27 protein-coding genes are annotated in these 25,842 nt (G+C 64.1%); 15 read left to right on the top strand and 12 right to left on the bottom strand.

All coding sequences use genetic code 11. The features are described 5' to 3' along the window. The first annotated feature begins 48 nt into the window (after positions 1-48). From aspS to G0P99_RS23690, 3 genes are all read left to right on the top strand, one after another. Entirely contained in the window at positions 49-1,830 is a 1,782-nt protein-coding gene (gene aspS, locus G0P99_RS23700) for an aspartate--tRNA ligase (RefSeq protein WP_164132971.1), read from the top strand. Positions 1,831-1,990: 160 nt separating this feature from the next. After that, positions 1,991-3,373 (top strand): DUF1800 domain-containing protein, encoded by a 1,383-nt coding sequence (locus tag G0P99_RS23695; protein WP_164132970.1) that lies wholly within the window; start codon positions 1,991-1,993, stop codon positions 3,371-3,373. 10 nt (positions 3,374-3,383) lie between these two features. Continuing rightward, positions 3,384-4,601, top strand: coding sequence for a DUF1501 domain-containing protein (locus G0P99_RS23690; RefSeq protein WP_164132969.1), 1,218 nt, complete (start codon positions 3,384-3,386; stop codon positions 4,599-4,601). Between the two features lie 426 nt (positions 4,602-5,027). Here G0P99_RS23690 and G0P99_RS23685 read toward each other — a convergent pair whose 3' ends face one another. Next, positions 5,028-5,747 carry a response regulator gene (locus G0P99_RS23685; protein WP_164132968.1) on the bottom strand — a complete coding sequence of 240 codons (720 nt, stop codon included), beginning with the start codon at positions 5,745-5,747 and terminating at the stop codon, positions 5,028-5,030. 138 nt (positions 5,748-5,885) lie between these two features. Between G0P99_RS23685 and mce the strand changes: the two genes are divergently transcribed. The 3 genes from mce to G0P99_RS25000 all read left to right on the top strand — a co-directional run bounded on the left by mce (position 5,886) and on the right by G0P99_RS25000 (position 8,888). Then, entirely contained in the window at positions 5,886-6,290 is a 405-nt protein-coding gene (mce, locus tag G0P99_RS23680; RefSeq protein ID WP_164132967.1) for a methylmalonyl-CoA epimerase, read from the top strand. A gap of 33 nt (positions 6,291-6,323) precedes the next feature. Further along, positions 6,324-6,599, top strand: coding sequence for a DUF1467 family protein (locus G0P99_RS23675; RefSeq protein ID WP_164132966.1), 276 nt, complete (start codon positions 6,324-6,326; stop codon positions 6,597-6,599). 189 nt (positions 6,600-6,788) lie between these two features. After that, positions 6,789-8,888 (top strand): M10 family metallopeptidase C-terminal domain-containing protein, encoded by a 2,100-nt coding sequence (locus tag G0P99_RS25000; protein ID WP_164132965.1) that lies wholly within the window; start codon positions 6,789-6,791, stop codon positions 8,886-8,888. A 154-nt stretch (positions 8,889-9,042) separates the two neighbouring features. Here the strand turns inward: G0P99_RS25000 and G0P99_RS23665 are convergent, their stop codons facing one another. Continuing rightward, a complete protein-coding gene (locus G0P99_RS23665) occupies positions 9,043-9,738 on the bottom strand; it encodes an EI24 domain-containing protein (protein WP_203583243.1) in 696 nt (231 codons plus the stop codon). Continuing rightward, positions 9,735-10,313, bottom strand: coding sequence for a nitroreductase family protein (locus G0P99_RS23660; protein ID WP_164132964.1), 579 nt, complete (start codon positions 10,311-10,313; stop codon positions 9,735-9,737). Before G0P99_RS23660 ends, G0P99_RS23665 begins: the two co-directional genes overlap by 4 nt. A 397-nt stretch (positions 10,314-10,710) precedes the next feature. On the opposite strand from G0P99_RS23660, the gene G0P99_RS23655 reads away from it, so the two are divergent. Continuing rightward, the gene (locus tag G0P99_RS23655) at positions 10,711-10,989 is read left to right on the top strand and encodes a DUF167 domain-containing protein (RefSeq protein WP_164132963.1); all 279 of its coding nucleotides are present in this window, start codon (positions 10,711-10,713) and stop codon (positions 10,987-10,989) included. On the opposite strand, the gene G0P99_RS23650 is transcribed toward G0P99_RS23655, so the two are convergent. Then, on the bottom strand, positions 10,986-11,231 hold the full coding sequence (locus G0P99_RS23650; protein WP_164133107.1) for a hypothetical protein: 246 nt from the start codon (positions 11,229-11,231) through the stop codon (positions 10,986-10,988). The two genes, G0P99_RS23655 and G0P99_RS23650, sit on opposite strands and share 4 nt — an antisense overlap. Before the next feature lie 114 nt (positions 11,232-11,345). Between G0P99_RS23650 and G0P99_RS23645 the strand changes: the two genes are divergently transcribed. The 4 genes from G0P99_RS23645 (at position 11,346) to G0P99_RS23630 (ending at position 13,030) form a co-directional block, all read left to right on the top strand. Beyond that, a complete protein-coding gene (locus G0P99_RS23645; protein ID WP_164132962.1) occupies positions 11,346-12,059 on the top strand; it encodes a M48 family metalloprotease in 714 nt (237 codons plus the stop codon). Further along, the gene (locus G0P99_RS23640) at positions 12,056-12,424 is read left to right on the top strand and encodes a YigZ family protein (RefSeq protein WP_164132961.1); all 369 of its coding nucleotides are present in this window, start codon (positions 12,056-12,058) and stop codon (positions 12,422-12,424) included. Before G0P99_RS23645 ends, G0P99_RS23640 begins: the two co-directional genes overlap by 4 nt. 74 nt (positions 12,425-12,498) lie before the next feature. After that, positions 12,499-12,750 (top strand): DUF6455 family protein, encoded by a 252-nt coding sequence (locus tag G0P99_RS23635; protein WP_164132960.1) that lies wholly within the window; start codon positions 12,499-12,501, stop codon positions 12,748-12,750. A gap of 22 nt (positions 12,751-12,772) precedes the next feature. Beyond that, positions 12,773-13,030 carry a DUF6455 family protein gene (locus G0P99_RS23630; protein WP_164132959.1) on the top strand — a complete coding sequence of 86 codons (258 nt, stop codon included), beginning with the start codon at positions 12,773-12,775 and terminating at the stop codon, positions 13,028-13,030. Here the strand turns inward: G0P99_RS23630 and G0P99_RS23625 are convergent, their stop codons facing one another. Next, complete coding sequence (locus tag G0P99_RS23625; protein WP_164132958.1) at positions 13,031-13,273, bottom strand: CDGSH iron-sulfur domain-containing protein; 243 nt, start codon at positions 13,271-13,273, stop codon at positions 13,031-13,033. It lies immediately after the preceding gene. A gap of 99 nt (positions 13,274-13,372) precedes the next feature. After that, positions 13,373-14,764, bottom strand: coding sequence for a 30S ribosomal protein S12 methylthiotransferase RimO (rimO, locus tag G0P99_RS23620; RefSeq protein WP_164132957.1), 1,392 nt, complete (start codon positions 14,762-14,764; stop codon positions 13,373-13,375). 96 nt (positions 14,765-14,860) lie between these two features. Between rimO and G0P99_RS23615 the strand changes: the two genes are divergently transcribed. Beyond that, the gene (locus tag G0P99_RS23615; RefSeq protein WP_164132956.1) at positions 14,861-16,795 is read left to right on the top strand and encodes an AsmA family protein; all 1,935 of its coding nucleotides are present in this window, start codon (positions 14,861-14,863) and stop codon (positions 16,793-16,795) included. 208 nt (positions 16,796-17,003) lie between these two features. Here the strand turns inward: G0P99_RS23615 and G0P99_RS23610 are convergent, their stop codons facing one another. The 4 genes from G0P99_RS23610 to G0P99_RS23595 are packed head-to-tail and all read right to left on the bottom strand — an operon-like array spanning position 17,004 to position 21,707. Continuing rightward, positions 17,004-18,500 (bottom strand): phosphomannomutase/phosphoglucomutase, encoded by a 1,497-nt coding sequence (locus tag G0P99_RS23610; protein WP_164132955.1) that lies wholly within the window; start codon positions 18,498-18,500, stop codon positions 17,004-17,006. Positions 18,501-18,519: 19 nt separating this feature from the next. Beyond that, entirely contained in the window at positions 18,520-19,353 is an 834-nt protein-coding gene (kdsA, locus tag G0P99_RS23605; protein WP_164132954.1) for a 3-deoxy-8-phosphooctulonate synthase, read from the bottom strand. 4 nt (positions 19,354-19,357) lie between these two features. Then, on the bottom strand, positions 19,358-21,070 hold the full coding sequence (locus G0P99_RS23600) for a capsule biosynthesis protein (RefSeq protein WP_164132953.1): 1,713 nt from the start codon (positions 21,068-21,070) through the stop codon (positions 19,358-19,360). Next, positions 21,048-21,707, bottom strand: coding sequence for an ABC transporter ATP-binding protein (locus G0P99_RS23595; protein ID WP_164132952.1), 660 nt, complete (start codon positions 21,705-21,707; stop codon positions 21,048-21,050). The genes G0P99_RS23600 and G0P99_RS23595 overlap by 23 nt, the downstream gene beginning before the upstream one ends. A gap of 290 nt (positions 21,708-21,997) precedes the next feature. Here G0P99_RS23595 and G0P99_RS23590 point away from each other — a divergent pair, with 290 nt between their 5' ends. Together G0P99_RS23590 and G0P99_RS23585 are read left to right on the top strand one after the other, a co-directional pair. Next, positions 21,998-22,627, top strand: coding sequence for a uracil-DNA glycosylase family protein (locus G0P99_RS23590; protein ID WP_164132951.1), 630 nt, complete (start codon positions 21,998-22,000; stop codon positions 22,625-22,627). Further along, entirely contained in the window at positions 22,605-23,384 is a 780-nt protein-coding gene (locus tag G0P99_RS23585; RefSeq protein ID WP_164132950.1) for an SseB family protein, read from the top strand. The genes G0P99_RS23590 and G0P99_RS23585 overlap by 23 nt, the downstream gene beginning before the upstream one ends. Before the next feature lie 35 nt (positions 23,385-23,419). On the opposite strand, the gene yghU is transcribed toward G0P99_RS23585, so the two are convergent. Beyond that, the gene (gene yghU / locus G0P99_RS23580) at positions 23,420-24,295 is read right to left on the bottom strand and encodes a glutathione-dependent disulfide-bond oxidoreductase (protein WP_164132949.1); all 876 of its coding nucleotides are present in this window, start codon (positions 24,293-24,295) and stop codon (positions 23,420-23,422) included. Between the two features lie 272 nt (positions 24,296-24,567). Here yghU and G0P99_RS23575 point away from each other — a divergent pair, with 272 nt between their 5' ends. After that, positions 24,568-25,092: a YHS domain-containing (seleno)protein gene (locus G0P99_RS23575; RefSeq protein ID WP_164132948.1), complete on the top strand. Its 525-nt coding sequence runs from the start codon at positions 24,568-24,570 to the stop codon at positions 25,090-25,092. Between the two features lie 92 nt (positions 25,093-25,184). Here G0P99_RS23575 and G0P99_RS23570 read toward each other — a convergent pair whose 3' ends face one another. Continuing rightward, positions 25,185-25,838, bottom strand: coding sequence for an NUDIX hydrolase (locus G0P99_RS23570; protein ID WP_203583242.1), 654 nt, complete (start codon positions 25,836-25,838; stop codon positions 25,185-25,187). Positions 25,839-25,842 lie beyond the last annotated feature (4 nt).

Here is a 25,842-nt window from a genome sequence, read left to right as displayed (position 1 = left end):
TCGCGGTGTATCGGCGCGACCAATTCTCCGCCCGAAGGGATATCACCGATGCACGCCTATCGCAGCCACACCTGCGCCGCCCTGACCGCCGCCAATGTCGGCGAGACCGTCCGCCTGTCCGGTTGGGTCCACCGGGTGCGCGATCATGGCGGCGTGCTGTTCATCGACCTGCGCGACCATTACGGCATCACCCAGGTGATCGCCGACGGCGACAGCCCGGTCTTTGCCGAGCTGGAAAAGGTCCGCTCGGAATGGTGCATCCGCATCGACGGCGAGGTGCTGGCCCGGGACGCCAGCCTGGTCAACCCGAACCTGCCCACCGGCGAGGTCGAGGTCTTCATCCGCGATCTCGAGGTGCTGGGCCGCGCAGGCGAACTGCCGCTGATGGTTTTTGGCGATCAGGAATACCCCGAAGAAACCCGCCTGCGCTATCGCTACCTCGACCTGCGCCGCGAGGCGATGCAGCGCAACATGACGCTGCGCTCGGACGTGGTCGCCTCGATGCGCCGTCGCATGTGGGGGCAGGGGTTCCGCGAATACCAGACGCCGATCATCACCGCCTCCTCGCCCGAGGGCGCGCGCGACTTCCTGGTGCCCTCGCGCCTGCATCCGGGCCGCTTCTACGCGCTGCCGCAGGCGCCGCAGCAGTTCAAGCAGCTGATCATGGTCTCGGGCTTTGACAAGTATTTCCAGATCGCCCCCTGTTTCCGCGACGAGGACCCGCGCGCCGACCGTTCGCCCACCGATTTCTACCAGCTCGACCTGGAAATGAGCTTTGTCACCCAGCAGGATGTGTTCGACACCATCGCGCCGGTGCTGGCGGGCGTGTTCGAGGAATTCGGCGGCGGCCGCAAGGTGGACGCGCCGCAGGACTGGCCGCAGATCGCCTATGCCGATGCCGCCAAATGGTACGGCACCGACAAGCCCGACCTGCGCAACCCGATCAAGATGCAGGATTGTTCCGAGCATTTCCGCGGTTCGGGCTTTGCCATCTTCGCCAAGCTTTTGGAGCAGGAAGGCACCGAGATCCGCGCCATTCCCGCCCCCACCGGCGGCAGCCGCAAGTTCTGTGACCGGATGAACGCCTTCGCCCAGAAAGAGGGCTTGCCGGGGATGGGCTATATCTTCTGGCGCGATCAGGGTGATGGGATGGAGGCCGCAGGCCCGCTCGCCAAGAACATCGGGCCCGAACGTACCGAGGCGATCCGCCAGCAATTGGGCCTGGGCGTGGGCGATGCCGCCTTCTTCCTCGGCGGCAAGCCCAAGTCGTTTGAAAAGGTCGCGGGCAAGGCGCGCGACGTGATCGGCGCCGAGCTGGGCCTGACCGAGACCGACCGTTTCGCATTCGCCTGGATCGTCGATTTCCCGATCTACGAACGCGACGAGGAAACCGGCGAGATCGACTTTGAACACAACCCCTTCTCGATGCCGCAGGGCGGGATGGAGGCGCTGAACGGCGATCCGATGGCGGTGCGCGGCTTCCAGTACGACCTCGCCTGCAACGGCTATGAACTGGTGTCGGGCGCGATCCGCAACCACAAGCCCGAGATCATGCTCAAGGCGTTCGAGCTGGCCGGATACGGCGCGGACGAGGTCAAGGCCCGCTTTGGCGCGCTGTTCAACGCCTTCCACTACGGCGCGCCGCCGCACGGCGGCTGTGCCGCGGGCATCGACCGCATCGTGATGCTGCTGGCCGATACCGCCAATATCCGCGAGGTCATCATGTTCCCGATGAACCAGCGCGCCGAGGACCTGATGATGGCCGCGCCCTCCGATCCGACCTCGGACCAGCTGATGGAACTGGGCCTGCGCGTCATCCCGCGCGATTGAGGCGTCAGCAACCAGACCGGAACTAAAGGGGGCGAATTTCGTCCCCTTTTTCATGCCCAAAGGCGGAACCGGTCGGCGGGGCCGCCGCTGTCGCGGCGGGATCCTTGCTGGCCCAAACGGTGCTAGACTGCATCCGATGACGTGTCGAGGTGTTGGACTGGTGCGATTCTCTCCCGCTCTTGCAGAGATACGGTTCGGTTTCGGGCTGGCGCCCGAGATATCGCCGCCGGATACGCTCCCGGACATGCTGGCCCGCCTGGCGGGACCTGACCTTATGGCCGATGCCTATCCCATCGCGCCGCTGGCCGCGTTCCTGCCCCGGATCCGCGAGCAATTCCTGCTGCGCCGCGCCGCCCGCAAGACCGAGGATCAGGCCGAACGCACCCGCCTGACCGAAGAGGCCAAGACGCTGCTACGCGCGGCCAATGCCGACCATGTCCGCTGGAGCGGCCAGACCTTCCTGCGCGCGATCCGTACCCGGGACGCGTTCCGCGAGCGGCTGGTCTGGTTCTGGGCCGATCACTTCACCGCCAAGGGCAAGACCAACCTGTTCCTGCCCGCCGCACTACCCTATGTCGAAGAGGCGATCCGCCCGCATGTGGCCGGACGCTTCGCCGACCTGCTGAAATCCGCGGTCAAAAGCCCGCTGATGCTGCATTTTCTCGACCAGCGATACTCGATCGGCCCCAACAGCGTGGCGGCCCGGGACAAAGACGGTCCCGGCGGGCTGAACGAGAACCTGGCCCGCGAGGTCCTTGAACTGCACACGCTGGGCGTCGGCGGCCCCTATGACCAGACCGATGTTCGCCAGCTGGCCGAGCTGTTCACGGGGATGACCTTCAACCTGCAACAAGGCTTCACCTTTCGCGACAGGATGGCCGAACCGGGGCCGGAAACCGTGCTGGGTCGGCGCTATGGCGGGCGCGGCGGGGTCGCGGGTCTCGACCGGCTGCTCGACGATCTGGCCCTTCACCCCGCCACGGCGGCGCATATCGCCCGCAAACTGGCCACGCATTTTGTCTCGGATCAGCCCGACCCGGCCCTGGTCGAACACGTCGCCGCCCGTTACCGCGACACCGGCGGCCATCTGGCCGAGGTCTATGCCGCCCTGCTCGAACACCCGTTCAGCTGGCAGGCCGAGGTCGGCAACGTCAAGCCGCCCGCCGATTTCATGGTCTCGGCCTGTCGCGCCCTGGCGCCGCCGGACCTGGAAGTGACCTTCCAGACCCCCAGGGAAATCCGCAGGATGTTCCTCGACCCGATGGCCCTGATGGGCCAGCCCTGGACCCGGCCACCGGGGCCCGACGGCTGGCCCGAACAGGACGCCGCCTGGATTACGCCGCAGGGCCTGGCCGTCCGGTTGGTCTGGGCGCTGGAGATGCCACAGCGGCTGTTGGGCACGTTGCCCGATCCCGCCCCCTTTGCCGAGCGCACCCTGGGCCCGGTCCTGGCCGAGCCGGTGCGCTTTGCCGCCCGCGCCGCCGAAACGCGGGCCGAGGGGATCGGCCTGGTGCTGGCCTCACCGGCCTTTCAGCGCAGATAGGAGACCGCCCATGCCAGATCAGATCGACCGCCGGCGTTTCCTGCTCAGATCAGGGGCCCTGGGATGTTGCCTCGCGGCCAACCCGCTGATCACCCCGGTCAGCCTGGCCGCGGCCCCCTGGGACACCCGTCTGGTCGTGATCATCCTGCGCGGCGGCATGGACGCGCTGGATGTGCTCCAGCCCTATGGCGACCGTGAGTATGCCGGTCTCCGCCCGACACTGGCGGGCGGCCCAGAGACCGGCGCGCATGACCTCGACGGCTTCTTTGCCCTGCATCCGGCGCTTGGTCCGCTCCTGCCCCTGTGGCAGGGGGGCGAGCTGGGTTTTGTCAATGCGGTGGCCACGCCCTATCGCAACAAGCGCAGCCATTTCGACGGCCAGGACCTGCTGGAAGCAGGGACCGAGACCCTGCTGGGCGCCCGCGACGGTTGGCTCAACCGCTCCTTGCAGAACCTAGGCGGGGTCGAGACGCGCACCGCCTTCGCCATCGGCGCGGGCGAGCTGCGCCTCTTGGACGGGGCGGCGCCGGTGTCCGACTGGTCGCCTGACGTGCGCCTTGCCATCAGCCCGCAGGCGCGGCGCCTGGCCGAGATCGTGATGGAGGGCGATCCACTGTTCCACGCCTCGCTTTCCGAGGCGCTGGAGCTTTCCGACGGGCTGCCGTCGATGGCTGCCGCAGCGCCGGATGACACTGAACCGGCCATGCAGATGCTGCAACCACCCAACGGGCGCGCGCATGTCCGGGTGGCCGATTTCGCGGCCGAGGCCCTGCGGCATGACACCCGGCTGGTGGCCTTTTCCATGACCGGCTGGGACACGCATAACCGCCAGGGCGTGGCCTTGCCGCGGGCGCTGGATCGGCTGGCAGAGACGATCCTCACGCTGCGCGCCGGAACCGGCCCCGAGGTCTGGGGCAAGACCGTGGTCATGGCGATGACCGAGTTCGGCCGCACCGTGCGCGAAAACGGCACCGCGGGCACCGATCACGGCACCGGTGGAACCCTGCTGCTTGCCGGCGGCGCCCTGCGCGGCGGCAGAGTACTGGGCCGCTGGCCCGGACTGGCCGAGGCCGACCTGTTCGACCGCCGCGACCTGATGCCGACCTCGGATGTCCGCGCCGCCGCTGGCTGGGTGCTCTACGGCGCGACGGGCCTGCCGCAACCGGTTATCGAACAACGGGTCTTTCCGGGTCTGGAGATGGGACAGAACCCCGGCCTGCTGCTCTGATCGCCACCGCCGCCCTGCGCCTCCTGCGCGGCGCCACCAATATCCGTTCCGCCATGCGCTGTTTCTGCCGGACCCAGGCAGATCAAGCTCTTTCCCACACCAGGGACGCGGACCTGAAGGGCGTCCATACCAGCCCCGCACGATCCCGGAAGGGCACCCACGCCAGCCAGGCACGATCCCAAAAGGCACCCGTGGCAGCCGCGTACAAGCCCCGGGAACACCCGAAGCAAAGGCGTTCCGCTCCGGGTGCCGCACAGCCCAAACACATGCAGGTCAAACAGAGCGCTGGCAAAGGCCGCACAGGTCACCGGGCGGCCCGCTGGCGACCGTGCCGGGGGCACGACAGCGCCGCACACCTGCCACCGCCCCGACGCCGGACCTTGGTGGGTCCCGCCGCCCCCGGGTCCGGTGCCGTTGCCCCGAGGCTCAGATGGCCTGCCTCTGTCGCAACCGCTCCTGGACCAGCCCCGCAACCCGCGCGGTTTCCGCCGTCACCGGCGCCCCGCGCGCCCGGGTGCGCGCCAGCGACTGTGCCGCCGACACCAGCACATGATCCTCGCCACTGCGGGCGACGCCCAGCAGGAACTGCGCGACATAGTCCAGCGTTCGCCCGTCGTTGCGCTCGCTCAGCATGTCGGCCACATGGGCCATGTCGTCCTGATAGGCCAGCCGGTCCGGCCGGATCTCCTCGTCAAAGAGCAGCCGTGGACCCAGAGGCTGACGGTCGGCCGGCAGCCGGGTCAGGATCGCGGCCTGAAAAGCTGCCAGCGAGGAAACCGGTTTCGGCAGGAAACCGTCCGCACCCGCCTCCATGGCGATCTCTTCGCCGTCCAGATCGCCCGATGTCCCCAGGATCACGCCGATCCGCGGGCTGGCCTGGGTCAGTTCCTCGATCAGGTCGGCGCCGGACCCGTCCGGCAGGCCCATATCCACCACGATGGCCGAAGGGCGATAGATTTGCAGGTGCCGCCGGGCGGATTTCAGGCAATCGGCCCGGCGGATCCGGGCGCCGCTGCGCAGACACAAGAGCCGCATCGCCTCGCAGGCAAAACGGCTGTCCTCGACAACCAGGATCGTCAGGCCCAACAGGGGCCGGGTGCTGGTCGGCAGGCGGTGCGCGGTGGCAAAGGGATCAGAATCATCCATGAGCGTATTCCTTCAGCAGACACGCTCAACGCTAGGTCACGAGGGCTAACGGCAGGTTAATGGGCAATATGGCGCACTTGCTCCACAGGCGCGCAACCCGCATAAGACAGCCAACCCGATACAGCCTGGAGGATGATCATGATCGGCCGTTTGAACCATGTCGCCATTGCCGTGCCAGATCTCGAAGCCGCGTCCGAACAATACCGCAGCGCGCTGGGCGCCAAGGTCGGCGCACCGCAGGACGAGCCCGACCATGGCGTCACCGTGGTGTTCATCGAACTCCCCAACACTAAGATCGAACTGCTCTATCCGCTGGGCGAGAACAGCCCGATCCAGGGCTTTCTCGACAAGAACCCCTCGGGCGGCATCCACCATGTCTGCTACGAGGTCGAGGATATCCTGGCCGCCCGCGACCACCTGAAATCCACCGGCGCCCGCGTGCTGGGCACAGGCGAGCCCAAGATCGGCGCCCATGGCAAGCCGGTCCTGTTCCTGCATCCCAAGGATTTCAACGGCTGCCTGGTGGAACTGGAGCAGGTCTGACCCATATTCGGGTAAACCAACAAGGGGGCGCATATGTCGATCACATCAGCCTTGGTGCTGTTTTCCGTCATCTGGTTCATGACCTTCCTGATCGTGCTGCCGATCCGGGTCAGGACCCAGGGCGATCTGGGCGAAATCGTGCCCGGAACCCATGCCGGCGCCCCTGAACACCACTATCTCAAGCGCAAGGCCTGGATCACCACCGGGATATCGGTGGTGCTCTGGTGCGTGATCGCCGGGATCATCCTGTCGGGCTGGATCTCGGTCGATGACATCAACCTGCTCAAGGTGATGCCGCCGCTGGACTGACCGGCGCCGCAACCCCCGTTCCATCCGCGGGCAGGCGTGACACGTTTCCCGCCTCTGATATGCCGGACCCAACCGGGAGAGGGGTGTCTCCCCTGTCCCGCAACCGGTGTTTGAGAAGAAATTGATGACGACCGCAGGCCGATCGTCTACCTTAAAGGAATTCATTTTATTCCATTAGGGGTGTTCGTTATGCCTACACCAGTTGCACTGACCGGTAATCCCAGCATCGATGGTCTTCTTTGGGGCTGGAAATGGGATAGCCCCAATCTGACGGTCTCCTTTCCCCAGGATGTGCGTGAATACACTGAATTCGGCTATGCGTTTGTCGAAAACTTTCAGCCCTTCACCAACTTCCAGGCCAACCAGATCATCAATTTCGGCCTGAACAACCTTGGGGTTTTCAGCGGGCTCAGCTTTTCGGGGGTCGAGAACTTCGGCAACCTGCGCTTTGCCCAGGCGACGCGCGTCGACTATGGCCCCAACCATGTGAACACCGGGTTGCACTTTCCCGGCGGACGCGGCTCGGCCGAAGCCAACCCGCCCGATCCGTTCTTCTCGGGCGAACACACGATGGGCGACAACTGGTTCACCCTCGGCGCCTATACCGAGCCGGTTCTCGGCAGCTTCCAATATGCCGCGGGTCTCCTGCACGAGGTGGGTCATGCGCTGGGGCTGAAACACGGTCATACGACCCAGAACTCGATGGATCCGTCACAGCCGGGCCTGGTCTATCCGGCGCTGCCCTCGGGCCAGGATTCCCAGGAATACTCGGTGATGACCTATCGCAGCCATGTGGGCGCCGACCTGTCCCAGGGCGCATCGGGGCAAGAGGAATATCCCTGGACCTACATGATCAATGACGTGGCGGCGCTCCAGCACATGTATGGCGCCAATTTCGGGGTCGGCACCAACGAAACCGACACCGTCTACAACTTTGATCCGTCCACCGGCGCGATGACCATCAACGGCTTCAGCTTCGGGGCCTCCTACAACGCCAAGATCCTGCTCACCATCTGGGACGGCGGCGGTATCGACCTGTTCAACTTCGCCAATTTCGCCAATGACCAGACCATCGATCTGCGGCCCGGGGCATTCTCGACCTTCTCCACCGCGCAACTGGCCAATCTCAGCCTGGGCAAGGCGGGGCCGGCCAACTTTGCCCGTGGCAATATCGGCAACCCCAACCTGTATCAGGGCGACCTGCGCTCGCTGATCGAAAACGTCCAGACCGGGACCGGCAACGACAGTCTCACCGGCAATCAGGTGGCCAACTTCCTGCGTGCGGGCGGCGGCAACGACGTGCTCAATGGCGGCGCGGGCGATGACACGCTCGAAGGCGGCAATGGCAACGACACGATGGATGGCGGCGCCGGGGCCGGGGACGAGGCGCTGTTCTTCTCCAACATCACTGATACGACCGCCATGCTTTCGGGGGGCGTGTTCACCATTATCTCGCCCGAAGGCACCGACCGGGTCACGGGGGTGGAACGGTTCCATTTCAACGACCGCCTGCTCAGCCTTGCGGAGATGACCGACTTCGCCGGGGGCGACCGCCCCGGCGGTACGCCCGGCGACGATGTGCTGACCGGCACCGCGGGTAACGACCGGCTCGACGGGTTCGAGGGCAACGACCGCCTGTTGGGCGAGGGCGGTGCGGATACGCTCGACGGCGGCATCGGGGCTGATACGTTGAACGGAGGCGATGGCGATGACGTGATCATCGGCGGGCCGGGCGAGGGCGACCTGCGCGACGTGATTTTCGCGGGCGAAGGCAACGACTCGGTCGATGCAGGCGCCGGCAATGACCAGGTCTTTGGCCAGGGCGGCAATGACACCATCGCCGGTGGTTTCGGTGTGGACGAGCTGCAAGGCCAGGACGGCGACGATGTTATCACCGGCTCGGCCTTCTCGGACCTCGTGTTCGGCGGCGCGGGAGACGACTTCGTCAACGGCGGGTTCGGCCATGACCGGATCAACGGCGGCACGGGTGCCGACAAATTCTTCCATGTGGGCGCCAGCGGTCACGGCTCGGACTGGGTGCAGGATTACAACGCCGCCGAGGGGGACGTCCTCTTGTTCGGCAATGCCTCGGCCACGCGCGCGCAGTTCCAGGTCAATTTCAACCACACCGCCAATGCGGCAGGCGAGCGTGCGGGTGACGACGCGGTGCAGGAGGCGTTTGTGATCTATCGCCCGACAGGCCAGATCATGTGGGCGCTGGTGGATGGCGCGGGGCAGTCCTCGATTAACCTTCAGATCGGGTCGGATGTGTTCGACCTGCTGGCCTGATCATCCGGGCCGGATTGGGGTCGGGGGGCGGGTGCTGGCGCACCCTTGGCGCCCCTCGACATCGGCCCGGGCGGCTGTACAAAACGGTCAATCCCCCGGTCCGAGCCGGTACAAAACGGTCAATTCGACGTACTGACCGGACCGGGCGGTTTGGTCAGCGCTCGGCTGTCACCGCGTGAAAGATATGCGTAAACGTGGCCGCCCCCAGGATCGGGATGAGCAGGTTCACCAATGGAACCGACAAGGGCACTGCCATCAGAATGCCTGCCGCCCAGATCGTCACCATGTGCTGCGAGCGGAGCTTGCGTGCGCCCTCACGCCCGACCCGGCGCATCGCGGCCAGGGTAAAGTATTCTCGTCCCAGCAGAAATCCGTTCAGACCCCAGAAGATGAAGAGCGCAAAGGGCGCCAGGAACGCATAGAGGATAAAGGCCAGCAGGTTCGCCGTGATCAGCACGCCCAGAAAGTTGACCGTGTCCTTCAGCGCATCGCCAAACGGCACTTTGGCCACCGGCGGCAGTCCGGGATAGTGTTTGTCTTCAACAGCTTGCGCCACCTCGTCCAAAAACATCGAGGTAATCGCCGAGGCCACAGGAACCATCAGGAACACCGACAGGACCATCATGAAGATCAGCGATGAAACGCTCAGCAAGCCGCCCACCCAAGTGACCTCGCCCAGCACGGGCAAGGTCACCTCGGGGCCGACCAAGGCATTGATAAGCCATAAAAAACCGGCATAGACGGCGACCAGAAGGGCAAAGGTCAAGCCGACGCCAAGCATCAGAACCTTGCGAAAGCGCGTATCACCGATCTGGCCCAGGGCCAGCAAAAAGGAATTGAGGATGATCATTCCGAAACCCAGCTTGTGATAGCGTCCAGATCGGGGCGCGGCCGGTCTGGCGGAGCGCTGGTTTCGGTCGCGATGTGAATGAACCCCGCCACCCGCTCATGCTCGACCAGCCCCAGACCTTCGGTACAGAACACCGGGTCATGCGCCACCCAGCCGGTGAGCCAGTTGGCACCCCAGCCCGAAGCCAGCGCCGCGTTCAACAAGGCAAGGCACACGGCCCCTGTGGAATAGGTCTGCTCCAGCGCCGGGATCTTGGGGCTGTCCTTCTGCACCTCGATCACGGCCACAGCAAGGACGCCCTGATCGAACTGCGCCCGCCCCTTGACCACGTCCTCGTCAGACTTCGCCAGGTCCCGGCCGCGTCGTTCGGCCAGCTCGGCCAAGCGCAGCATAGCGCCTTGTTCCAGAACGATAAACCGCCAAGGTTCCAGCTTGCCATGGTCGGGGCTGCGCGCCGCGGCGGTCAGGATCGGCAATAGTTCGGTGCGAGAGGGCCCCGGCGCGGTCAAGGTCTTGGCCGGGCGGGACCGGCGGTTCAGCAGGAAATCGAGGGCGGCGTCGTTGCGCGGCGGCATATGTAAATCCTTTTCACATATTGACCCTTTCGTATCTCGGACACCGAAGCCCGAGTTTCAAGGGTAAATCCTGCGTGAAGTCCCGCATTCGGCGGTGTTCTGTCGCGACGGGGTGTTAACATGATGGCTGTAATCGCAGGAGGCTCTTATGAAACCGCTTGTTCCGATCTTGTTGACATTGGGCAGTCTGGTTACCTGTACAATCGCGCCAAATCCCCCCGCCGGGGCGCCCCAGACGATTGAACCGCTTCCGGGCAACCTCGCCCCGCCAGTCGCCCCAAGGGACAGCACGGCAAGAGCGGCTTCTAAAGCCTACTATCTGGGACCGCGGGGCGAAGAGTGGTTCTGATGCGTTCCCGGCTTTGGGGTTTTTAGCCAGACGGTGTAAGAACCGGGTATGGCCAAACCCAAAGTCAAATCCCTGCCGGACCTGTCCCATCTCGCGCAAGAGAACGCTGAGATCACCGTGCGCGTCACGCCCAAGGCGGCGCGGGACAGCTTGACCGAGGATGATGGCGGTTTGCGGATCACGGTCACGGCGCCGCCCGAAAACGGCAAGGCCAACGAGGCCGTGCGACAGTTACTGGCGCGCGCCATGGGCGTGGCGCCGAGCCGCTTACAGCTTCGCCGCGGTCATACTGCACGGGACAAGACATTTGTATTTACAAGGGCTTAGCCGCCCGGGGGAACCTCGCGCAATTGATAGACCCCCTCGGGCAGGTCCAGTGCGGCGGCCAGATCGCGCAATTGTTCGGGCGACAGGGTGATCTTTTGCATAGCATCGGTGCGCGGGTCGTATTGTTCCAGCGTGACGCATTCCGCAAAGGAGTTGATCACGACGTCCTCAAGCAAGGGCGTTTCACCCTCGTCGACAAGGGTGATCACGGTCGAGTCGAATTCGTGTTCGATGGTAAACATAAGGCCAGAGTGGCGGCGGACTGCCGCCATTGCAAGCGGTCAGCAGCGGCAAGGCTGGAAGCTTCGCGCGACAAGGTTTAAATCTGTCCCTGACGGACTTTAACGAGGTTGTACATGCGTCGGCTCCTGCTTTTGATTGCTTTGGTTCTGTCGGCTTGCGACGCGCCGGCCCCAACGTCGGCACCGGTTCCCCTGGCCCCTGTGCCCAGCGGCCCGGCGATGAGCCCCGCCAGCGCACAGGCGGCGTTTTCGCGGGTCAGCGCCAGCCTGCGACCGGTGGCGGTGAACGAATGCCAGCGCCGCACCAGTGGTATGCGCTGCGATTTCCAGATCGAGGTCGATCCCAACCCGCGCGCGCCGGTGAACGCCTATCAGACCGTGGACAAGGATGGCCGCCCGGTGATCATCTTTACCCGCGCCATGATCAACAGCGCCCGCAATCCGGACGAGCTGGCCTTTGTCATGGGGCACGAGGCGGCCCATCACATTCGCGGTCACCTGGCCCGGCAACAGGCGAACGCGGCCGCTGGGGCCATCGTGTTTGCCGGGTTGGCCGGTCTGACCGGTGGCAATGCCTCGGCCATCGACGCCGCGACCCAGGTCGGCGCCCTGGTCGGATCGCGCACCTATTCCAAGGATTACGAGCTGGAAGCCGATGAGCTGGGCACGCTGATTACCTATCGTGCGGGGTATAACCCCTTGATCGGGGCACATTTCTTCTCGCGTATTCCCGATCCGGGCGACCGCTTCCTTGGAACGCATCCGCCGAATGCCTCGCGCATCCAGGTGGTGCAGCGGACGGCGGCCAATCTGGGTCTTGTCCAATGAGTGACCCGACCCGGCTGGGTGTGGTGCTGACCGATCGAGGATCGAAATACGCGGTCAGCGGCGCACCCGTTCACAGCCGGGAAGAGGTCGACACCGTTCTGGCGGCGCTGAAATCGGACCGGGCCTATGCCAAGGCCACCCATAACACCTGGGCGGCCATGCTGCCCACAGGGGCGCTCAAGGCCGACGACGGTGAAACCGGCGCGGCCATGGTCATTCTGCGGATGATGGAACGGGCCGGGTTGACGGATCATGTGATCGTTGTAACCCGCTGGTACGGTGGCAAGAAACTGGGCGGCGACCGCTTCCGCAGGGTCCAGGACGCAACCCGGGCCTATCTCGATCACCTCGGAATCGCATCTTGACCTGAGTCAAGGCATGCCTGCCGTTTCCCAAGTTAGGGTCGTTTTATTGAAACGCCCGAACTGTCGAGGTTGACATGGCCGACCGTGAAATCCTGAAGCACCACGCCCAGCTATTCGATAGCATGGCCAGTACCTTGGGGCATGACCTGCAAGAGGCCGCGATTCAGGGAAAGCTGAGCATCGACCAGATCACCGACGCGGTCCTGTCCTGCACCCAATGCAGTAATCCGGAACACTGCACCGGCTGGCTGGCCTCGCGCGAACGGGCCTTGCAGACACCCGAATACTGCCGCAACCGCGACCTGCTTGGCCGGTTGCAGCCATAACCCATCGTTGAGGGAGCCTCCGATGCCACAAATACCCCTGGGCGATATCGAACGACATTTCTGGTTGACCCGCTCGGTTGCGCGGTCAATGGGCATCAGTTTCACTGAGGCCATGGTGCAGGGCAAGGTAACGGAAAACGACTATGCCGAGGTTGTGACCCGGTGCCGTGCCGCCGATTGCAGCGAGAAATGCCAGCACTGGCTGGCCACGCAGAATTGCAGTGCGCGGACCGCGCCTGAATTCTGCGTCAATGCCGACCTGCTGAACCGCCTGCGCTGATTACAGGCTTTTGTGGCTGCCGTCGCACAGCGGGGCCTTGTCCGAATGCTTGCATCCGCAAAAGAACACCTTTTTGTCGGCCTCGGCGGTGTATTTCACCGGCGAGAACTCGGACCCCTTGTGTGACCCGTCGCAGAACGGCTGCTTTTGCGACTTGCCGCAGGCACACCAGAAATAGGTCTTTCCCTCTGTCACTTCGACCGGAAAGGGGGCTTTTTGCGCAATATGCGGCGCGTCGGACATCTGGCTCTCCTGTTGGCTGCGATCCGCTGACAGCTTAGCGCGTCCTGCGGCCGTGAAAAGGGCAGTGATTGCCTTTTGCCGAACCGATGCAGCGGCCGCTCAAACGGTCAGCCGCCCCCACAGGTCGTATTCTCCGGCTTCTTCAACTTCCACGGTTACGATGTCGCCGGGTTTCAGCCCTTCGAAATCTTCGTCGATGAACAGGTTTCCGTCGATCTCGGGCGCATCCGCCTGGGTGCGGCAGGTGGCGGCCTCGTCGTCGACCTCGTCCACGATCACCTGCATGGTCCGGCCGACCTTGGCCGCCAGCTTGGCCTCGGAAATTGCCTGCGCTTTTTCCATGAACCTGTCCCAGCGGTCCTGCTTGACCTCTTCGGGCACGTGATCGGGCAGGTCGTTCGAGCGGGCACCGGCCACGTTTTCGTATTGGAAGCATCCCACGCGATCGAGTTGTGCCTCGTCCATCCAATCCAGCAGTGTCTGGAATTCCTCTTCGGTTTCACCGGGATAGCCGACGATAAATGTGGACCGCAGGGTGATATCGGGGCAGACGGCCCGCCAGGCTGCGATCTCGTCCAGTGTCCTTGCGGCGGCGGCGGGGCGGGACATGCGCCGCAGCGTGTCAGGATGCGCGTGCTGGAACGGAATATCGAGGTATGGCAACAGGTTGGAGGCTGATTCGGCCATTAAGGGAATCAGGTCCCGCACATGGGGATAGGGATAGACGTAATGCAGCCGCACCCACGCGTCGAGTTGCCCCAACTCGCGTGCTAGATCGGTGATATGGCTGCGCACCTCCTGGTTTTTCCACAGGTTCACATCATACTTTCGGTCGAGCCCATAAGCACTTGTGTCCTGTGAGATAATCAGGAGTTCACGCACACCGTTATCCACAAGTTTTTCCGCCTCTCGAAGTACCGCGTGTGCCGGCCGGCTTGCAAGTTTCCCGCGCATGTCCGGGATGATGCAGAACTTGCACTTGTGATTGCAGCCCTCTGAAATCTTTACATAGCTATAGTGCCGGGGTGTCAGCTTGATGCCCGAGGTCGGCAGAAGGTCGACAAACGGATCAGGATCGGGCGGCACCGCCCCGTGCACCGCGTCCAGCACCTGTTCGTATTGATGCGGCCCGGTGACGGCCAGAACCTTGGGATGTACGCCCGTGATGTATTCCGGCTCGGCGCCCAGGCAGCCGGTCACGATCACCTTGCCGTTTTCTTTCAGCGCCTCGCCGATCGCTTCCAGGCTTTCGGCCTTGGCGCTGTCCAGAAACCCGCAGGTATTCACAATCACGGCATCCGCACCCGCATAGTCCGGAGAAATGCCATATCCTTCGGCCCTAAGTCGGGTCAGGATACGCTCGCTGTCGACCAATGCCTTGGGGCAACCCAACGAGACCATGCCGATTGTCGGCTGGCCGGGACGGGTCGTATCGGTAAGGCGGGCGGCAGGCGCCAGGTCGGGCCGCAGGTTCGGTGGGTTTGTGCTCATGGCGCGCATATAGAGGGGAACTCTTCTCCTTGCAAATATTGTCCAACCGGGGTCCGTTTGCCATATCGAGGCACAGATGAATACGGGAGCAGGCACATGAAGTGGCTGGTGCGCATTGCCATCACACTGATCCTGGCAGCGGTCGCGCTGGTCGGGGCTATCCTCTTGCTGCCGGGGGACAAGCTTGCGCGTCTCGCGGCAGATCAGATCAGGGCACAAACAGGCCGGGAACTCAGCTTCAGCGGTGATGTCCGCCTCACATTCTGGCCGGTTTTGGGGGTTGAAACCGGGCCTGTCGTGCTGGGAAATGCGCCCTGGGCCGGCGATCAACCGATGCTGACGGCAAGCAGCCTGGCCATCGGCGTGAACGCACCGGCGCTGCTGGCCGGAGATGTCCGCATCACCGGAATCGTGGCCGAGGACCCGCTGTTGCGGCTCGAAAGCTCTCAGGGCAGGGTCAACTGGGCCTTTACCCCTGAAGGCGACCAGCCGCCCCAGACCGGAACCGCCCTGCCAGCCCAGAAAGCGCGGCTGATCACTCTCGACAGGCTGGAGCTGAAAAACGCCCGCCTGATTCTGATCGAAGAGGCCCAAACCAGGCTCGACTTTGCCAATGTGGACATCACCGCCGCCTGGCCTTCTCCCGATGCGCCGCTGCGGTTGCAGGCGAGGCTGCCGCTTGGCGTCGATGCGATTGACGTCGATCTCACCTTGCCGGATCTGCCGGCCTTCTCCGCGGGCCGTGTCGCCGCCTTGCAGATGCAGATGAGCGCCCCCGGTACCCAGATCGCCTTTGACGGTCACGCCGCACTCAGCGGCGACATGTCGGGCAAGGCCAGCCTGTCCACAACGGACAGCGCCCAAATGCTGGCGGCCTTCGGCCAGTCCGGGATCACCCTGCCGCGTGGGTTGGGGCAAAAGGCCGATGTCAGCGCCCAGATCACCTATACCGCCAACGGTCAGCTTGCGCTGCGAGAATTGGCAATGGATATCGACGGCAACCGCCTGACTGGCGCTGCGGACATTACCGTGGCCAATCCGCCGCAGGTGACCGCAAAGCTTGCGGCGGGCGCTCTGGACCTCACCGGCCTTTCCACGACCGGGGCCAGCAGCGGCGCGGCATCCGGTGCAGGCGGATGGTCCACGGTTCCCATCGACGCCTCGCCGCTGGCTCTGGCCAACGGTTCGGTCAGGCTGGTTGCACAGTCGATTGCGCTTCCGGGGCTGAACCTGGGACCAAGCGATCTGACTGTTTCGCTGGATCAGCGCCGAGCCGTGCTGGCGATGCAGCCGGTCTCCTTGTTCTCCGGCCAGATCACCGGACAGCTGGTCGCCAACAACCGCAACGGACTGTCGGTAGCGGGAGACATTCGCGCCGATGCGGTCGAGATGCGCGACGCGCTGTCCACCCTCGCCGGTGTTCAGCGGCTCGCGGGGCCGGCATCGGGCACGCTCAAGTTTCTGGCCGTCGGCAACAGCGAGGATGCGCTGATGCGCTCCTTGTCCGGCGAGGGCGGTCTGCAAATGGGGCAGGGCGTAATCTCGGGCATCGATCTCGACAACCTGATGGGGCGCGGCGCGGGCGGCGGCGGCACGACGGTGTTCAACAGCCTTACCGCCAGCTACAAGATCGAAAAGGGCAACCTGTTCAACGGTGACCTGCTGATGTTGCTCGATAATTACAAGGCCAATGGCGAGGGCCGGGTGGGCCTCGGTGCCCGGGACATCGACTATCTCTTCACCCCGGTCGCGCTGCGTGCCAACGCGGGCCAGGGGCTGGCGGTGCCAGTGCGGATCGTCGGGCCTTGGGCAAACCCGGCCATACGCCCCGATCTGACCCAGGTCATCGAAAAGGCCACGGGCGTCAATGCGGAGCAGGTCGAAGAAAAGGCCAAGGATGAGCTGCGGCGCAAGCTTGGAGAGGAACTCGATACCGAGATCCAGCCGGGGCAGGATGTCGAAGACCTGATCAAGGACCGGCTGCAACAGGAGGCAACCAAAGGTTTGCTCAAGCTCCTGGGTAAGAACTAGACAGGCTCCGCCCGTAAACTGCGGCACACCGAAGATTTGGGGGGACCGAAAGGCAGAACCGGTCGCGGCTTCTTTCTGGTTGCAAATACTCCGGAGCGCGAGGCAGCGCCTCGCAAAAGATCACCGCGCCGCAGGCGCGGCCCGGCCCAACGCCTCGGACCTCTCGTCAGAGAGGGGCGAGGGGGCGGGAGCGCCCCCTGCCTGTGAGTCAGATCGTCTGGTCGTAGTCGCCCACGCCCGGCTCGGTGCGGATCACCGCGTCGATCTCGGCAAAGATGGCGCGCATCTCGGCTTCGCTTTCGCTGCTTTCGCAGACCACCACCAGGTTCGGCGTGTTCGACGAGGCGCGCACCAGCCCCCAGGAGCCGTTGTCGAGGATGACACGGGCGCCGTTGACGGTGACCACTTCCTTGATCGCGCGACCGGCAAAGCTGTCGCCAGCGGCGTGTTTTGCCACCAGTTTTTCCACCAGCCGCTCCAGGATCGCGTATTTCTCGGTGTCGGAGGCATAGGGCGACATGGTGGGCGTCGACCAGGTGCGCGGCAGCGCCTTGCGCAGGTCCGACATGGACATGTCCGGGTTACGGTCCATCAGCTTGCAGATCTCGACCGCCACCCGCATGCCGCAGTCATAGCCGCGCCCGATCGGTTCGGCCAGAAAGTAGTGACCGGATTTCTCGAACCCTGCCAGCGCGCCAATCTCCTTGACCCGGCGTTTCATGTGGCTGTGGCCGGTCTTCCAGTAATCGGCCTTGGCGCCATGTTTGCGCAACTCGGGATCGGCGGCAAACAGGCCGGTCGATTTCACATCCGCCACGAACGTCGAGCCGGGATAGAGTTTCGACAGGTCCCGCGCCATGATCACGCCCACCTTGTCGGCAAAGATCTCCTCGCCCTCGTCATCCACCACGCCGCAGCGGTCGCCATCGCCGTCAAAACCCAGCGCAAAATCGGCGCCGCTGGCTTTGACCGTGTCGGCCATGTCATGCAGCATTTCCATGGCTTCTGGGTTCGGGTTGTAGTGCGGGAAAGTATAGTCCAGCTCGTTGTGGCTCGGCACGATCTCGACCCCCATGCGGGCGAAGATCTCGGGCGCAAAGGACGAGGCCGTGCCGTTGCCGGTGGCGCAGACCACCTTGAGCGGGCGCGACATGCGGAAATCGCCGACCAGATCGTCGATATAGGCTTCCTTGACACCGTCCACGAATTCATAGGACCCGCCCGGGCGCGCCACGCCTTCACCGTTCAGCACGATGTCGCGCAGTTCGGCCATCTCGTCGGGGCCATGGGTCAGCGGCCGGTCAAAGCCCATCTTGACCCCGGTCCAGCCATTGGGGTTGTGGCTGGCGGTCACCATCGCCACGGCGGGCACATCCAGGTGGAACTGGGCGAAATAGGCCATCGGTGACAGGGCGGGGCCAATGTCCTTGACCTGAATGCCGGCCTGCATCAGGCCCAGGATCAGCGCGTTTTTTATCGCCAGCGAATAGTCGCGATAGTCGTTGCCTACCGCGATCACCGGCGCGATGCCGCGACGGTGCATCTGGGTGCCCAGGCCCAGGCCCAGCGCGGTCATGCCCGGCAGGTTGATCTCTTCGGGGTATTTCCAGCGCGCGTCATATTCGCGGAACCCGGTGGGCCGGATCATCGCGTCACGCAGAAAGCTCCAGGTGTTCGGGGTCACCTCGGGAAGGGGTTTGGTCATGTCAAATTCTCTGTTCTTTTCAGATGCGAATGGGCTCTGCCTTAGCAAGGGCATCGAAGCGCATCAAGGTGGCAATCAGGTCCGACATCTGATCCAGATAGATCATGTTCGGCCCGTCGCAGGGGGCATTGTCGGGGTCCTGATGGGTTTCCATGAACACGCCCGCGACACCCACCGCCACCGCGGCACGCGCCATGACCGGCGCAAATTCGCGCTGACCGCCGGATGCCCCGCCAAGCCCGCCGGGCTGGGCCACCGTATGGGTGGCATCCATGATCACCGGATAGCCGGTGCGCGCCATTTCCGGCAGCGACTGCATGTCGACCACCAACCGGTTATAGCCAAAGCTGACCCCGCGCTCGGTGAGCAGAATGTTGCTGTTGCCGGTGCTTTCGATCTTGGCCGCGACATTGGGCATGTCCCAGGGCGCCAGGAACTGGCCTTTCTTGACATTGACGACCGCGCCCGTCGCACCGGCTGCTTTCAGTAGCGCGGTCTGGCGGCACAGAAAGGCCGGGATCTGCAAGATATCGCAGACCTCGGCGACCGGGGCACATTGCTCTTTTTCATGCACATCGGTCAGAACCGGCACGCCGATCGTATCCTTGACCGATTGCAGAACCGCCAGCCCCTTATCCAGCCCCAGCGCGGGCGCGGCATTGACCGAGGTTCTGTTGGCCTTGTCGTACGACCCCTTGAAGACATACTGCGCGCCGACGGCGTCGCAGGCTTCCTTGAGGGTGCCGGCGATCATTTGCGCATGATCGGCGGATTCCAGCTGGCAGGGTCCGGCGATAATGGTCAACGGTTGATCGTTGCCAACGGTGAGGCCGGCGATTTTGACGTGTTTCATGGGACTATGAGGATACCTGTTCTCTGAGGATCGACGCGGTGAGCGAGATCATCAGGTAGATACCAGCAAAGAGCAGGAATGCCAAAATCGTATTTTCAAAGCTGCGTGGATAGCTCGGTTCCTCGCTGGGCACCGGATTGACCGACACGGTCAGATAGCGCACCTGCCGGTTCGCCTCCATTCGGGTGGTTTCCATCTGTTGCAGCGCCGATTGCAGCATCATGTCCCGCGTAGCCAGGTCGGCCTGCGCCATCTGGATGCGCACGCTCAGGCGCGCCAGCGAGTTCTCGCCGCGCGATGTGTCGAGCATTTCAGCGTTCAGATCGTCCAGCAGATCGTTCAGCCGCGCGATATCGGCCCGGGCGCCGTCAACCTTGGCCTTGCTCGGCCGGGCGTTGTCCAGCAGGGCCGCCAGTTGCAGCTCTTTTTCCTGGATCTGCACTTCGACCTGGTCGATGCGGCCGCGCAGGCTGGCGATCACGCCTTCGGGATCGAGCAGCGCGCCCTTCTGCTGCAACTCGACAAGCGCTTCCTGTGCTTTGCGGCGTTCGGCCTGGGCGTCCTCGAAGCTCTGGCGCGCCTCGCGCATCTGGTCGTCGCGTTTCTGGCCGGACAGATTGTTCACCCGGTCCTCGGCATAGGTCAAAAGGCTTTCCGAAAACTCCGTCGCCACTTTCGGATCGGGCGCGGCTACCTCCATACGGATCACGCCTTCGGTCGGGTCATAGCCGATCTTCACGATACGGCTGTAGATCTTGTAGGCTTCCTCGTTGGTGGCATCAGGCGCCAGTCGCTGGATCGGGTCGATCCAGGGTTGCTGGAACTGCGCCTTGAACCCACGGTCGCGGTCCAGTTGCAGCATCGCCTCTTTCGATTCGAGGAAGGATTGGACGGAAATCGAATCCTGGCTGGTGGCAAACTGGGTTCCGGCAAAGAAACCGCCCAATCCGCTCAAGGACCCGTCCGCTTGCAGGATCACGAATTCTGACTTGCTGGCATACATCGGGGTGGCGACAGCGTAGAAATAATAGCCTGCGATCAGCGTCGGCAGCCCGACAAAGATTGCCAACCGGGTCAGCAGTTGCATCAGCTTGCGCCGGCGACGACGCATGATGTCCTGCTGGATCTTTCCGATCTCCTGCTCGCGGCGCTGGGTCGGGCTGATCTCGGTCGAGGGCAGGGTCTGGCGCGGTTGCACGGTTTGCGGCAGCTGCACCTTGGGCTCGGGCTTCTCCGGCTGCTTTTCCGGGCGCTGCACGACCAGGTCCAGCATGTTGCCGCGCTCCAGCGGATCGATCCCGTTTGCACGCAACTGCCGGACGGCATCGTAATCCGAGGTGACGGGCAGGTTATGTTTCTGCGCTAGCCGGCGCGCCATGCGCAACTGGCGGCCGGTCAGGCCTTCGCGTTTGATCGCGTCGATTTCGGTCTCGGCTGCTGTTTCCGCGGCAGAGGACACCTGGCCCTGCATCGCGGCGGGGCGGCTGTCGGTTTCAGCGGCGGCGGGCTGGACCCGCGAATTGGCCGGCTCGGTGCGGGGCTTGTCTTCTGCGGCCGGTGGCGCGGCCGGGCGCGGGGCTGCGGGTTGCGGCCGCAGGGGCGCAACATTGCTGGGCTGGGCTGCGGAACCCGTGGCGGCAGGGGCGGGGCGGGCGCCGTCCGGCACACCGCCGGCGCGGCGGATGCGGAACTTCTTAGCCTTGGGTTTGGTAATCATAGAGCTGTTTCGCTTCTTCCAACGAGTCAAACATATGCAACTGACCGTGCATTAGAACAGCGGCCTGGCGGGCAAACTTTTCCAGCGTGGCGGGCTGGTGCGAGACGATCACGATTGTCGTGGTGCGCAGGCGTTCTTCCAGGATGGCGCCTGCCTTCTTGTTGAATTCCACATCGGTCGAGGCGGGCATGCCCTCGTCGATCAGGTACATGTCGAAATCCAGCGCCAGCATCAGGGCAAAGGAAAACCGCGCCCGCATGCCCGAGGAATAGGTTCCCAGCGGCTGGTCGAAATACTCGCCCAGACCGCAGAGCCACCGGCAATAGGCCTCGATATAATCGGGGTCCATGCCATAGAGGCGGGCAATGTAACGCGCATTCTCCATCGCCGACAACCGGCCCACGACACCACCCATGAACCCCAGCGGGAACGAGATGTTGCAGCTGCGGCGGATCACCCCTTCGTCGGGCTTCTCCAGCCCCGCCATCATGTTGATCAGGGTGGTCTTGCCGGTGCCGTTCGGCGCCAGAACCCCCAGCGACTTGCCCAGCTCGACCCGGAACGACACCCGGTCCAGGATCACCTTGCGCTGCGATCCGGTCCAGAAGGATTTGCTGACGTTCTCGAATTCAAGCATCTGCTATCTGCTGCGGCCCATCGTTTTTTGGTCTTGCAGGTCTCTGCGCCGCTCGGCACAGGCCCGGCCCCACTGGAAAGAGGCACTTGACCGAATACCGGGGGATTTGGGCTACATTATGTCGAAATATGAAACAAAACTTCAATGCGCATTCGGCATTGTTGACCGGAAAACCGATGACAAGGGCGACGGGGCTTGACCCGGTAAACGGATTGTCAGCCGCCTGGTCTGTTGGACCCCGGCGCGCCAGCCCTATCTGGTAGCAATGCAACCAACCTCAGTGAGGCACGATGCAGGACACCGCGCAGACCCCGGCCGAAACGGCGCTGGCCACCGAGATCCGAGCCTGCCGCCTGTGCGCCGCGCGCTTTGCGGCAACGGCCACCGCGCATGTGCCGCGCCCGGTGATCTGGTTCCGGCCCGGCGCGCGGCTGTTGATCGCCGGACAGGCGCCGGGCGCGCGCGTTCACGAGTCGGGCCGCCCCTTTACCGATCCGTCGGGTGACCGGCTGCGGGACTGGCTGGGGATCGACAAGACCACATTCTATGACCTGTCCCGCGTGGCGGTGGTTCCGATGGCCTTTTGTTTCCCGGGCTACGACAATAAGGGGTCCGACTTGCCGCCGCCGCCGGTTTGTGGACGCACTTGGCACAATCGGGTGATGGCTGAACTGGCAGACATGCCGCTGACCGTTCTGGTGGGCGGGCATGCGCATCGCTACCACCTCGGCGCGCGCGGTCCCGTGACCCAAACCGTCGCCGCCTGGCGGGACCATGCGCCGCGCGTCTTTGCCTTGCCTCATCCGTCCTGGCGCAATACGGGATGGCTGAAGAAGAACCCGTGGTTCGAGACCGACCTGCTGCCGGTCCTGCAAGCGCGGGTCAAGGAGGTGCTGAATGACCCCGGAAACACCGATTGATCGCGCCCATGCCGAGATGGAGAACAGCGACACCGCCCGCCTGCGCTTCTTCGAGCGGTTGGGCGACGCCGAGTTGTTCCTTCTCCTGACCGAAGAGGCGCGCGACGAAAACCTGTCGCCTGAACTCTTCGACCTGGCCGATGGCCGTTTCGTGCTGGCCTTTGATCGCGAGGATCGGCTGGCCGCCTTTGTCGGCCGACCCGCGCCCTACGCGGCCCTGTCGGGCCGGGTGCTGGCGGCGATGCTGGCCGGGCAGGGGGTGGGGCTTGGCCTCAACCTCGAGGTGGCGCCGTCAGCCACGATGATCCCGGCCGAGGCGCTTGCCTGGCTGGCCGAGACCCTGGGCAACCGCCCGGACGAGGTGGAGGCGCGAATTTCCGAACTCACACCGCCCCGCGGTCTGCCCGAGGCACTGCTCTCGGCCCTCGATGCCAAGCTTGTCACCGCTGCCGGTCTGGCACAGGGGGCCTATCTGGCCGGGGTTGTCTATGATGACGGCGCACGCGGCCATCTTCTGGGCTTTGTCGATACGGTTGCCGGGGCCGAACCGGCCCTGGCCAAGGCTGCGGCCGAGGCGCTCACCTTTTCGGGGGTCGAGGCCGGGGCGATGGATGTCGGGTTCTTTGCCGCCACCGATCCGATGGCGGCCGCGCTGGCCCGGATGGGGTTGCGGTTTGAGCTGCCACAACCTGCGACCCCGGCAAGCGCACCGTCTGCTCCGGGCATGGACCCTGATCGCCCGCCGCGTTTGAAATGACCGCGGGCGGCTGGCCCGCCCGCAAGGGGCGGCGGTTATTCCGCCGCTTCCAGCTTGTCCTGGGTACGGGTGTCGAAATCGCTGGCGTCGTGGCGTTCACGAAGCTGGAATTTCGGCTCGCCCGAGGACCGGTTGACCATGCGGCCCCGGCTGACCGCAGGACGCGCATCGATCGCCTTGGCCCAGCGCTGCACATGCTCATAGCTTTCCACGTTCAGGAACTCTCCGGCGCTGTAAAGCCGCCCAAGCGCCAGCTGCCCGTACCACGGCCAGATCGCGATATCGGCGATGGTATAGTCTTCGCCCACGATATAGCTCCGGTTCGCCAGTTCCCGGTCCAGCACGTCCATCTGACGTTTGACCTCCATCGCGAAGCGGTTGATCGGGTATTCCCATTTCTCGGGCGCATAGGCGTAGAAATGGCCAAACCCGCCGCCCAGATAGGGCGCGCTGCCCATCTGCCAGAACACCCAGTTCATCACCTCGGTCCGGGCCGCGCCGCCTGCGGGCAGAAAGGCACCGAATTTCTCGGCCAGGTGAAACAGGATCGAGGCGCTTTCGAAAACCCGGACCGGCTCGGCGCCGGAACGATCCAACAGCGCCGGAATCTTGGAATTCGGGTTGATGTCGACAAAGCCAGAGCCGAATTGCTCACCATCGCCGATGTTGATCAGCCAGGCGTCGTATTCGGCGTCCGCATGTCCGGCGGCCAGCAACTCCTCGAACATCACCGTGACCTTCACTCCATTGGGCGTCGCCAGCGAATAAAGCTGGAACGGATGCTTGCCGACTGGCAGCTCCTTGTCATGGGTCGGGCCGGCAACGGGACGGTTGATATTGGCGAACTGTCCACCGCTTTCCTTGTCCCAGGTCCAGACCTTCGGTGGCGTATAGTTTGATGGTTCACTCATGAGAGACCTTCCTCGCTTGCGACGGGGCCGGGCCCCTGACGCCAATCAGCTAATGTTTCGGCCAACAAAGTCCAACCCCGGCAAAGACACAAGGGACGAGTGTTCTGACGTCGGGATGTCACGCGGAATTGAAACATTCCCCTGGCTGGCAATCACGAAATCTCGTCCTCGCTCACACCCGCGCGAGGCCCGCTGCGAAACCGTTGGGGCGGGGATAATCTCTGGGACGAGGCCGCGACTTGCGGCCATGACACATACGGAAGGACCCGTTGATGAAACGTTTCGTTTTTGCCCTCGCCACGGCCGCCGTCACCGCGCTGGCCTTGCCTGTCTTTGCGGGCGAGCAATATGTCGACGGCACCGGATACGCGGTGTCGGGCTATGACGTCGTCGCCTATCGCGGACTGGCTCAATCGGCGATCGGTCACAGCCAGCCGCAGGGCGTCCAGGGCAAGGCCTCGATCACCGCCGACTGGAACGGTGCGACCTGGGCCTTTGCGACCGAAGAGAACCGCGACACGTTCCTGGCCAACCCGGCTTTTTACGCGCCCCAGTTCGATGGCCACTGCGCTTATGGGGTGTCCAAGGGGGGCAAGGTGCCTGGCAACCCGAACCTGTGGCGCATCGTCGATGACAAGCTCTACCTGAACATCACCAAGAATGTTGTCGGCTTCTGGGAAGAGGACATTCCCGGCAACATCAACAAGGCGGATGGCAATTGGCCTGGGATCGAGACCAAGGCGGCCTCGACCAGCGTGATCCCCGATTTCACCTCGGCGGCACCGGTCAAGAACTGACGGCGCGAAATGTGTTTGTGTGACGAGTGACGGTCCGGGACACCTGTCCCGGGCCAGGTTTGAATACTCGCCTCGATCTCAGTATTGCGACCTCAGTCGAACAGGGTTCGCGGCATATCGGCGCCATAGGCGTCCAGCGCTGCCCGGATATCCTGTGGCAAGACCCGCCCCAGCGACAATTCGGGCAGTTCCGTCGGGGCAAAGAAACGCGCCTCGCTGGTCTCGTAACCCGCACAGGGCGCTTGTTTGGCGGGGCCGGTTTCGCGGCACAGAAAGAACAGCTTGTAGAAATCCCGGACATCGGCGGGATAGGGATGCCGCGCCTTGTGGCGCAGGGCATAGAGATGCCGTGCCTCGACACTGAGGCCGGTTTCCTCCAGCACTTCCTTCTCGACATTTTCGGCCGGGGAAAAGCCGATATCGGCAAAGCCCCCTGGCAAGGCCCATTTGTCGTCAGTCTTCTCACGTACCAGCAGGATGCCCTCGTCGGGGCGGATCACCGCCGCACGCACGTCGATCCCGGGCGAGGCGTAACCGGCGGCATGCGGCGGCATCAAATCCGTGATCCGGTTCAGCGGCACGCGTCCCAGGTCCGCCAGCATGGCGCGGGCCAGGCCCGCTATCTCTTCATACCGTTCGCTGTCGTAAGGGTCGCGGGTGAAATGCTGGCCCGTCTGGGCCAGCGCCAGCAGTCTCTTGGCCCTGTCCAGCCAGACGGTTTCCAGCGGATCGTCTGCGCCCGGCACCGGC

Origin of the sequence: Ruegeria sp. PrR005 (assembly GCF_010500245.1) — a bacterium.
Lineage (GTDB): Bacteria > Pseudomonadota > Alphaproteobacteria > Rhodobacterales > Rhodobacteraceae > Ruegeria_B > Ruegeria_B marisflavi.
This window is presented reverse-complemented; position numbering and strand designations above follow the sequence as displayed.

What these genes read in the sequence shown, in the direction of transcription:
- aspS (WP_164132971.1), top strand. Translation starts at nt 49, where the DNA reads ATGCACGCCTATCGCAGCCACACCTGCGCCGCCCTGACCGCCGCCAAT.
- G0P99_RS23690 (WP_164132969.1), top strand. Translation starts at nt 3,384, where the DNA reads ATGCCAGATCAGATCGACCGCCGGCGTTTCCTGCTCAGATCAGGGGCC.
- G0P99_RS23685 (WP_164132968.1), bottom strand. Translation starts at nt 5,747, where the DNA reads ATGGATGATTCTGATCCCTTTGCCACCGCGCACCGCCTGCCGACCAGC.
- mce (WP_164132967.1), top strand. Translation starts at nt 5,886, where the DNA reads ATGATCGGCCGTTTGAACCATGTCGCCATTGCCGTGCCAGATCTCGAA.
- G0P99_RS23675 (WP_164132966.1), top strand. Translation starts at nt 6,324, where the DNA reads ATGTCGATCACATCAGCCTTGGTGCTGTTTTCCGTCATCTGGTTCATG.
- G0P99_RS25000 (WP_164132965.1), top strand. Translation starts at nt 6,789, where the DNA reads ATGCCTACACCAGTTGCACTGACCGGTAATCCCAGCATCGATGGTCTT.
- G0P99_RS23665 (WP_203583243.1), bottom strand. Translation starts at nt 9,738, where the DNA reads ATGATCATCCTCAATTCCTTTTTGCTGGCCCTGGGCCAGATCGGTGAT.
- G0P99_RS23660 (WP_164132964.1), bottom strand. Translation starts at nt 10,313, where the DNA reads ATGCCGCCGCGCAACGACGCCGCCCTCGATTTCCTGCTGAACCGCCGG.
- G0P99_RS23655 (WP_164132963.1), top strand. Translation starts at nt 10,711, where the DNA reads ATGGCCAAACCCAAAGTCAAATCCCTGCCGGACCTGTCCCATCTCGCG.
- G0P99_RS23650 (WP_164133107.1), bottom strand. Translation starts at nt 11,231, where the DNA reads ATGTTTACCATCGAACACGAATTCGACTCGACCGTGATCACCCTTGTC.
- G0P99_RS23645 (WP_164132962.1), top strand. Translation starts at nt 11,346, where the DNA reads ATGCGTCGGCTCCTGCTTTTGATTGCTTTGGTTCTGTCGGCTTGCGAC.
- G0P99_RS23640 (WP_164132961.1), top strand. Translation starts at nt 12,056, where the DNA reads ATGAGTGACCCGACCCGGCTGGGTGTGGTGCTGACCGATCGAGGATCG.
- G0P99_RS23635 (WP_164132960.1), top strand. Translation starts at nt 12,499, where the DNA reads ATGGCCGACCGTGAAATCCTGAAGCACCACGCCCAGCTATTCGATAGC.
- G0P99_RS23630 (WP_164132959.1), top strand. Translation starts at nt 12,773, where the DNA reads ATGCCACAAATACCCCTGGGCGATATCGAACGACATTTCTGGTTGACC.
- G0P99_RS23625 (WP_164132958.1), bottom strand. Translation starts at nt 13,273, where the DNA reads ATGTCCGACGCGCCGCATATTGCGCAAAAAGCCCCCTTTCCGGTCGAA.
- rimO (WP_164132957.1), bottom strand. Translation starts at nt 14,764, where the DNA reads ATGAGCACAAACCCACCGAACCTGCGGCCCGACCTGGCGCCTGCCGCC.
- G0P99_RS23615 (WP_164132956.1), top strand. Translation starts at nt 14,861, where the DNA reads ATGAAGTGGCTGGTGCGCATTGCCATCACACTGATCCTGGCAGCGGTC.
- G0P99_RS23610 (WP_164132955.1), bottom strand. Translation starts at nt 18,500, where the DNA reads ATGACCAAACCCCTTCCCGAGGTGACCCCGAACACCTGGAGCTTTCTG.
- kdsA (WP_164132954.1), bottom strand. Translation starts at nt 19,353, where the DNA reads ATGAAACACGTCAAAATCGCCGGCCTCACCGTTGGCAACGATCAACCG.
- G0P99_RS23600 (WP_164132953.1), bottom strand. Translation starts at nt 21,070, where the DNA reads ATGATTACCAAACCCAAGGCTAAGAAGTTCCGCATCCGCCGCGCCGGC.
- G0P99_RS23595 (WP_164132952.1), bottom strand. Translation starts at nt 21,707, where the DNA reads ATGCTTGAATTCGAGAACGTCAGCAAATCCTTCTGGACCGGATCGCAG.
- G0P99_RS23590 (WP_164132951.1), top strand. Translation starts at nt 21,998, where the DNA reads ATGCAGGACACCGCGCAGACCCCGGCCGAAACGGCGCTGGCCACCGAG.
- G0P99_RS23585 (WP_164132950.1), top strand. Translation starts at nt 22,605, where the DNA reads ATGACCCCGGAAACACCGATTGATCGCGCCCATGCCGAGATGGAGAAC.
- yghU (WP_164132949.1), bottom strand. Translation starts at nt 24,295, where the DNA reads ATGAGTGAACCATCAAACTATACGCCACCGAAGGTCTGGACCTGGGAC.
- G0P99_RS23575 (WP_164132948.1), top strand. Translation starts at nt 24,568, where the DNA reads ATGAAACGTTTCGTTTTTGCCCTCGCCACGGCCGCCGTCACCGCGCTG.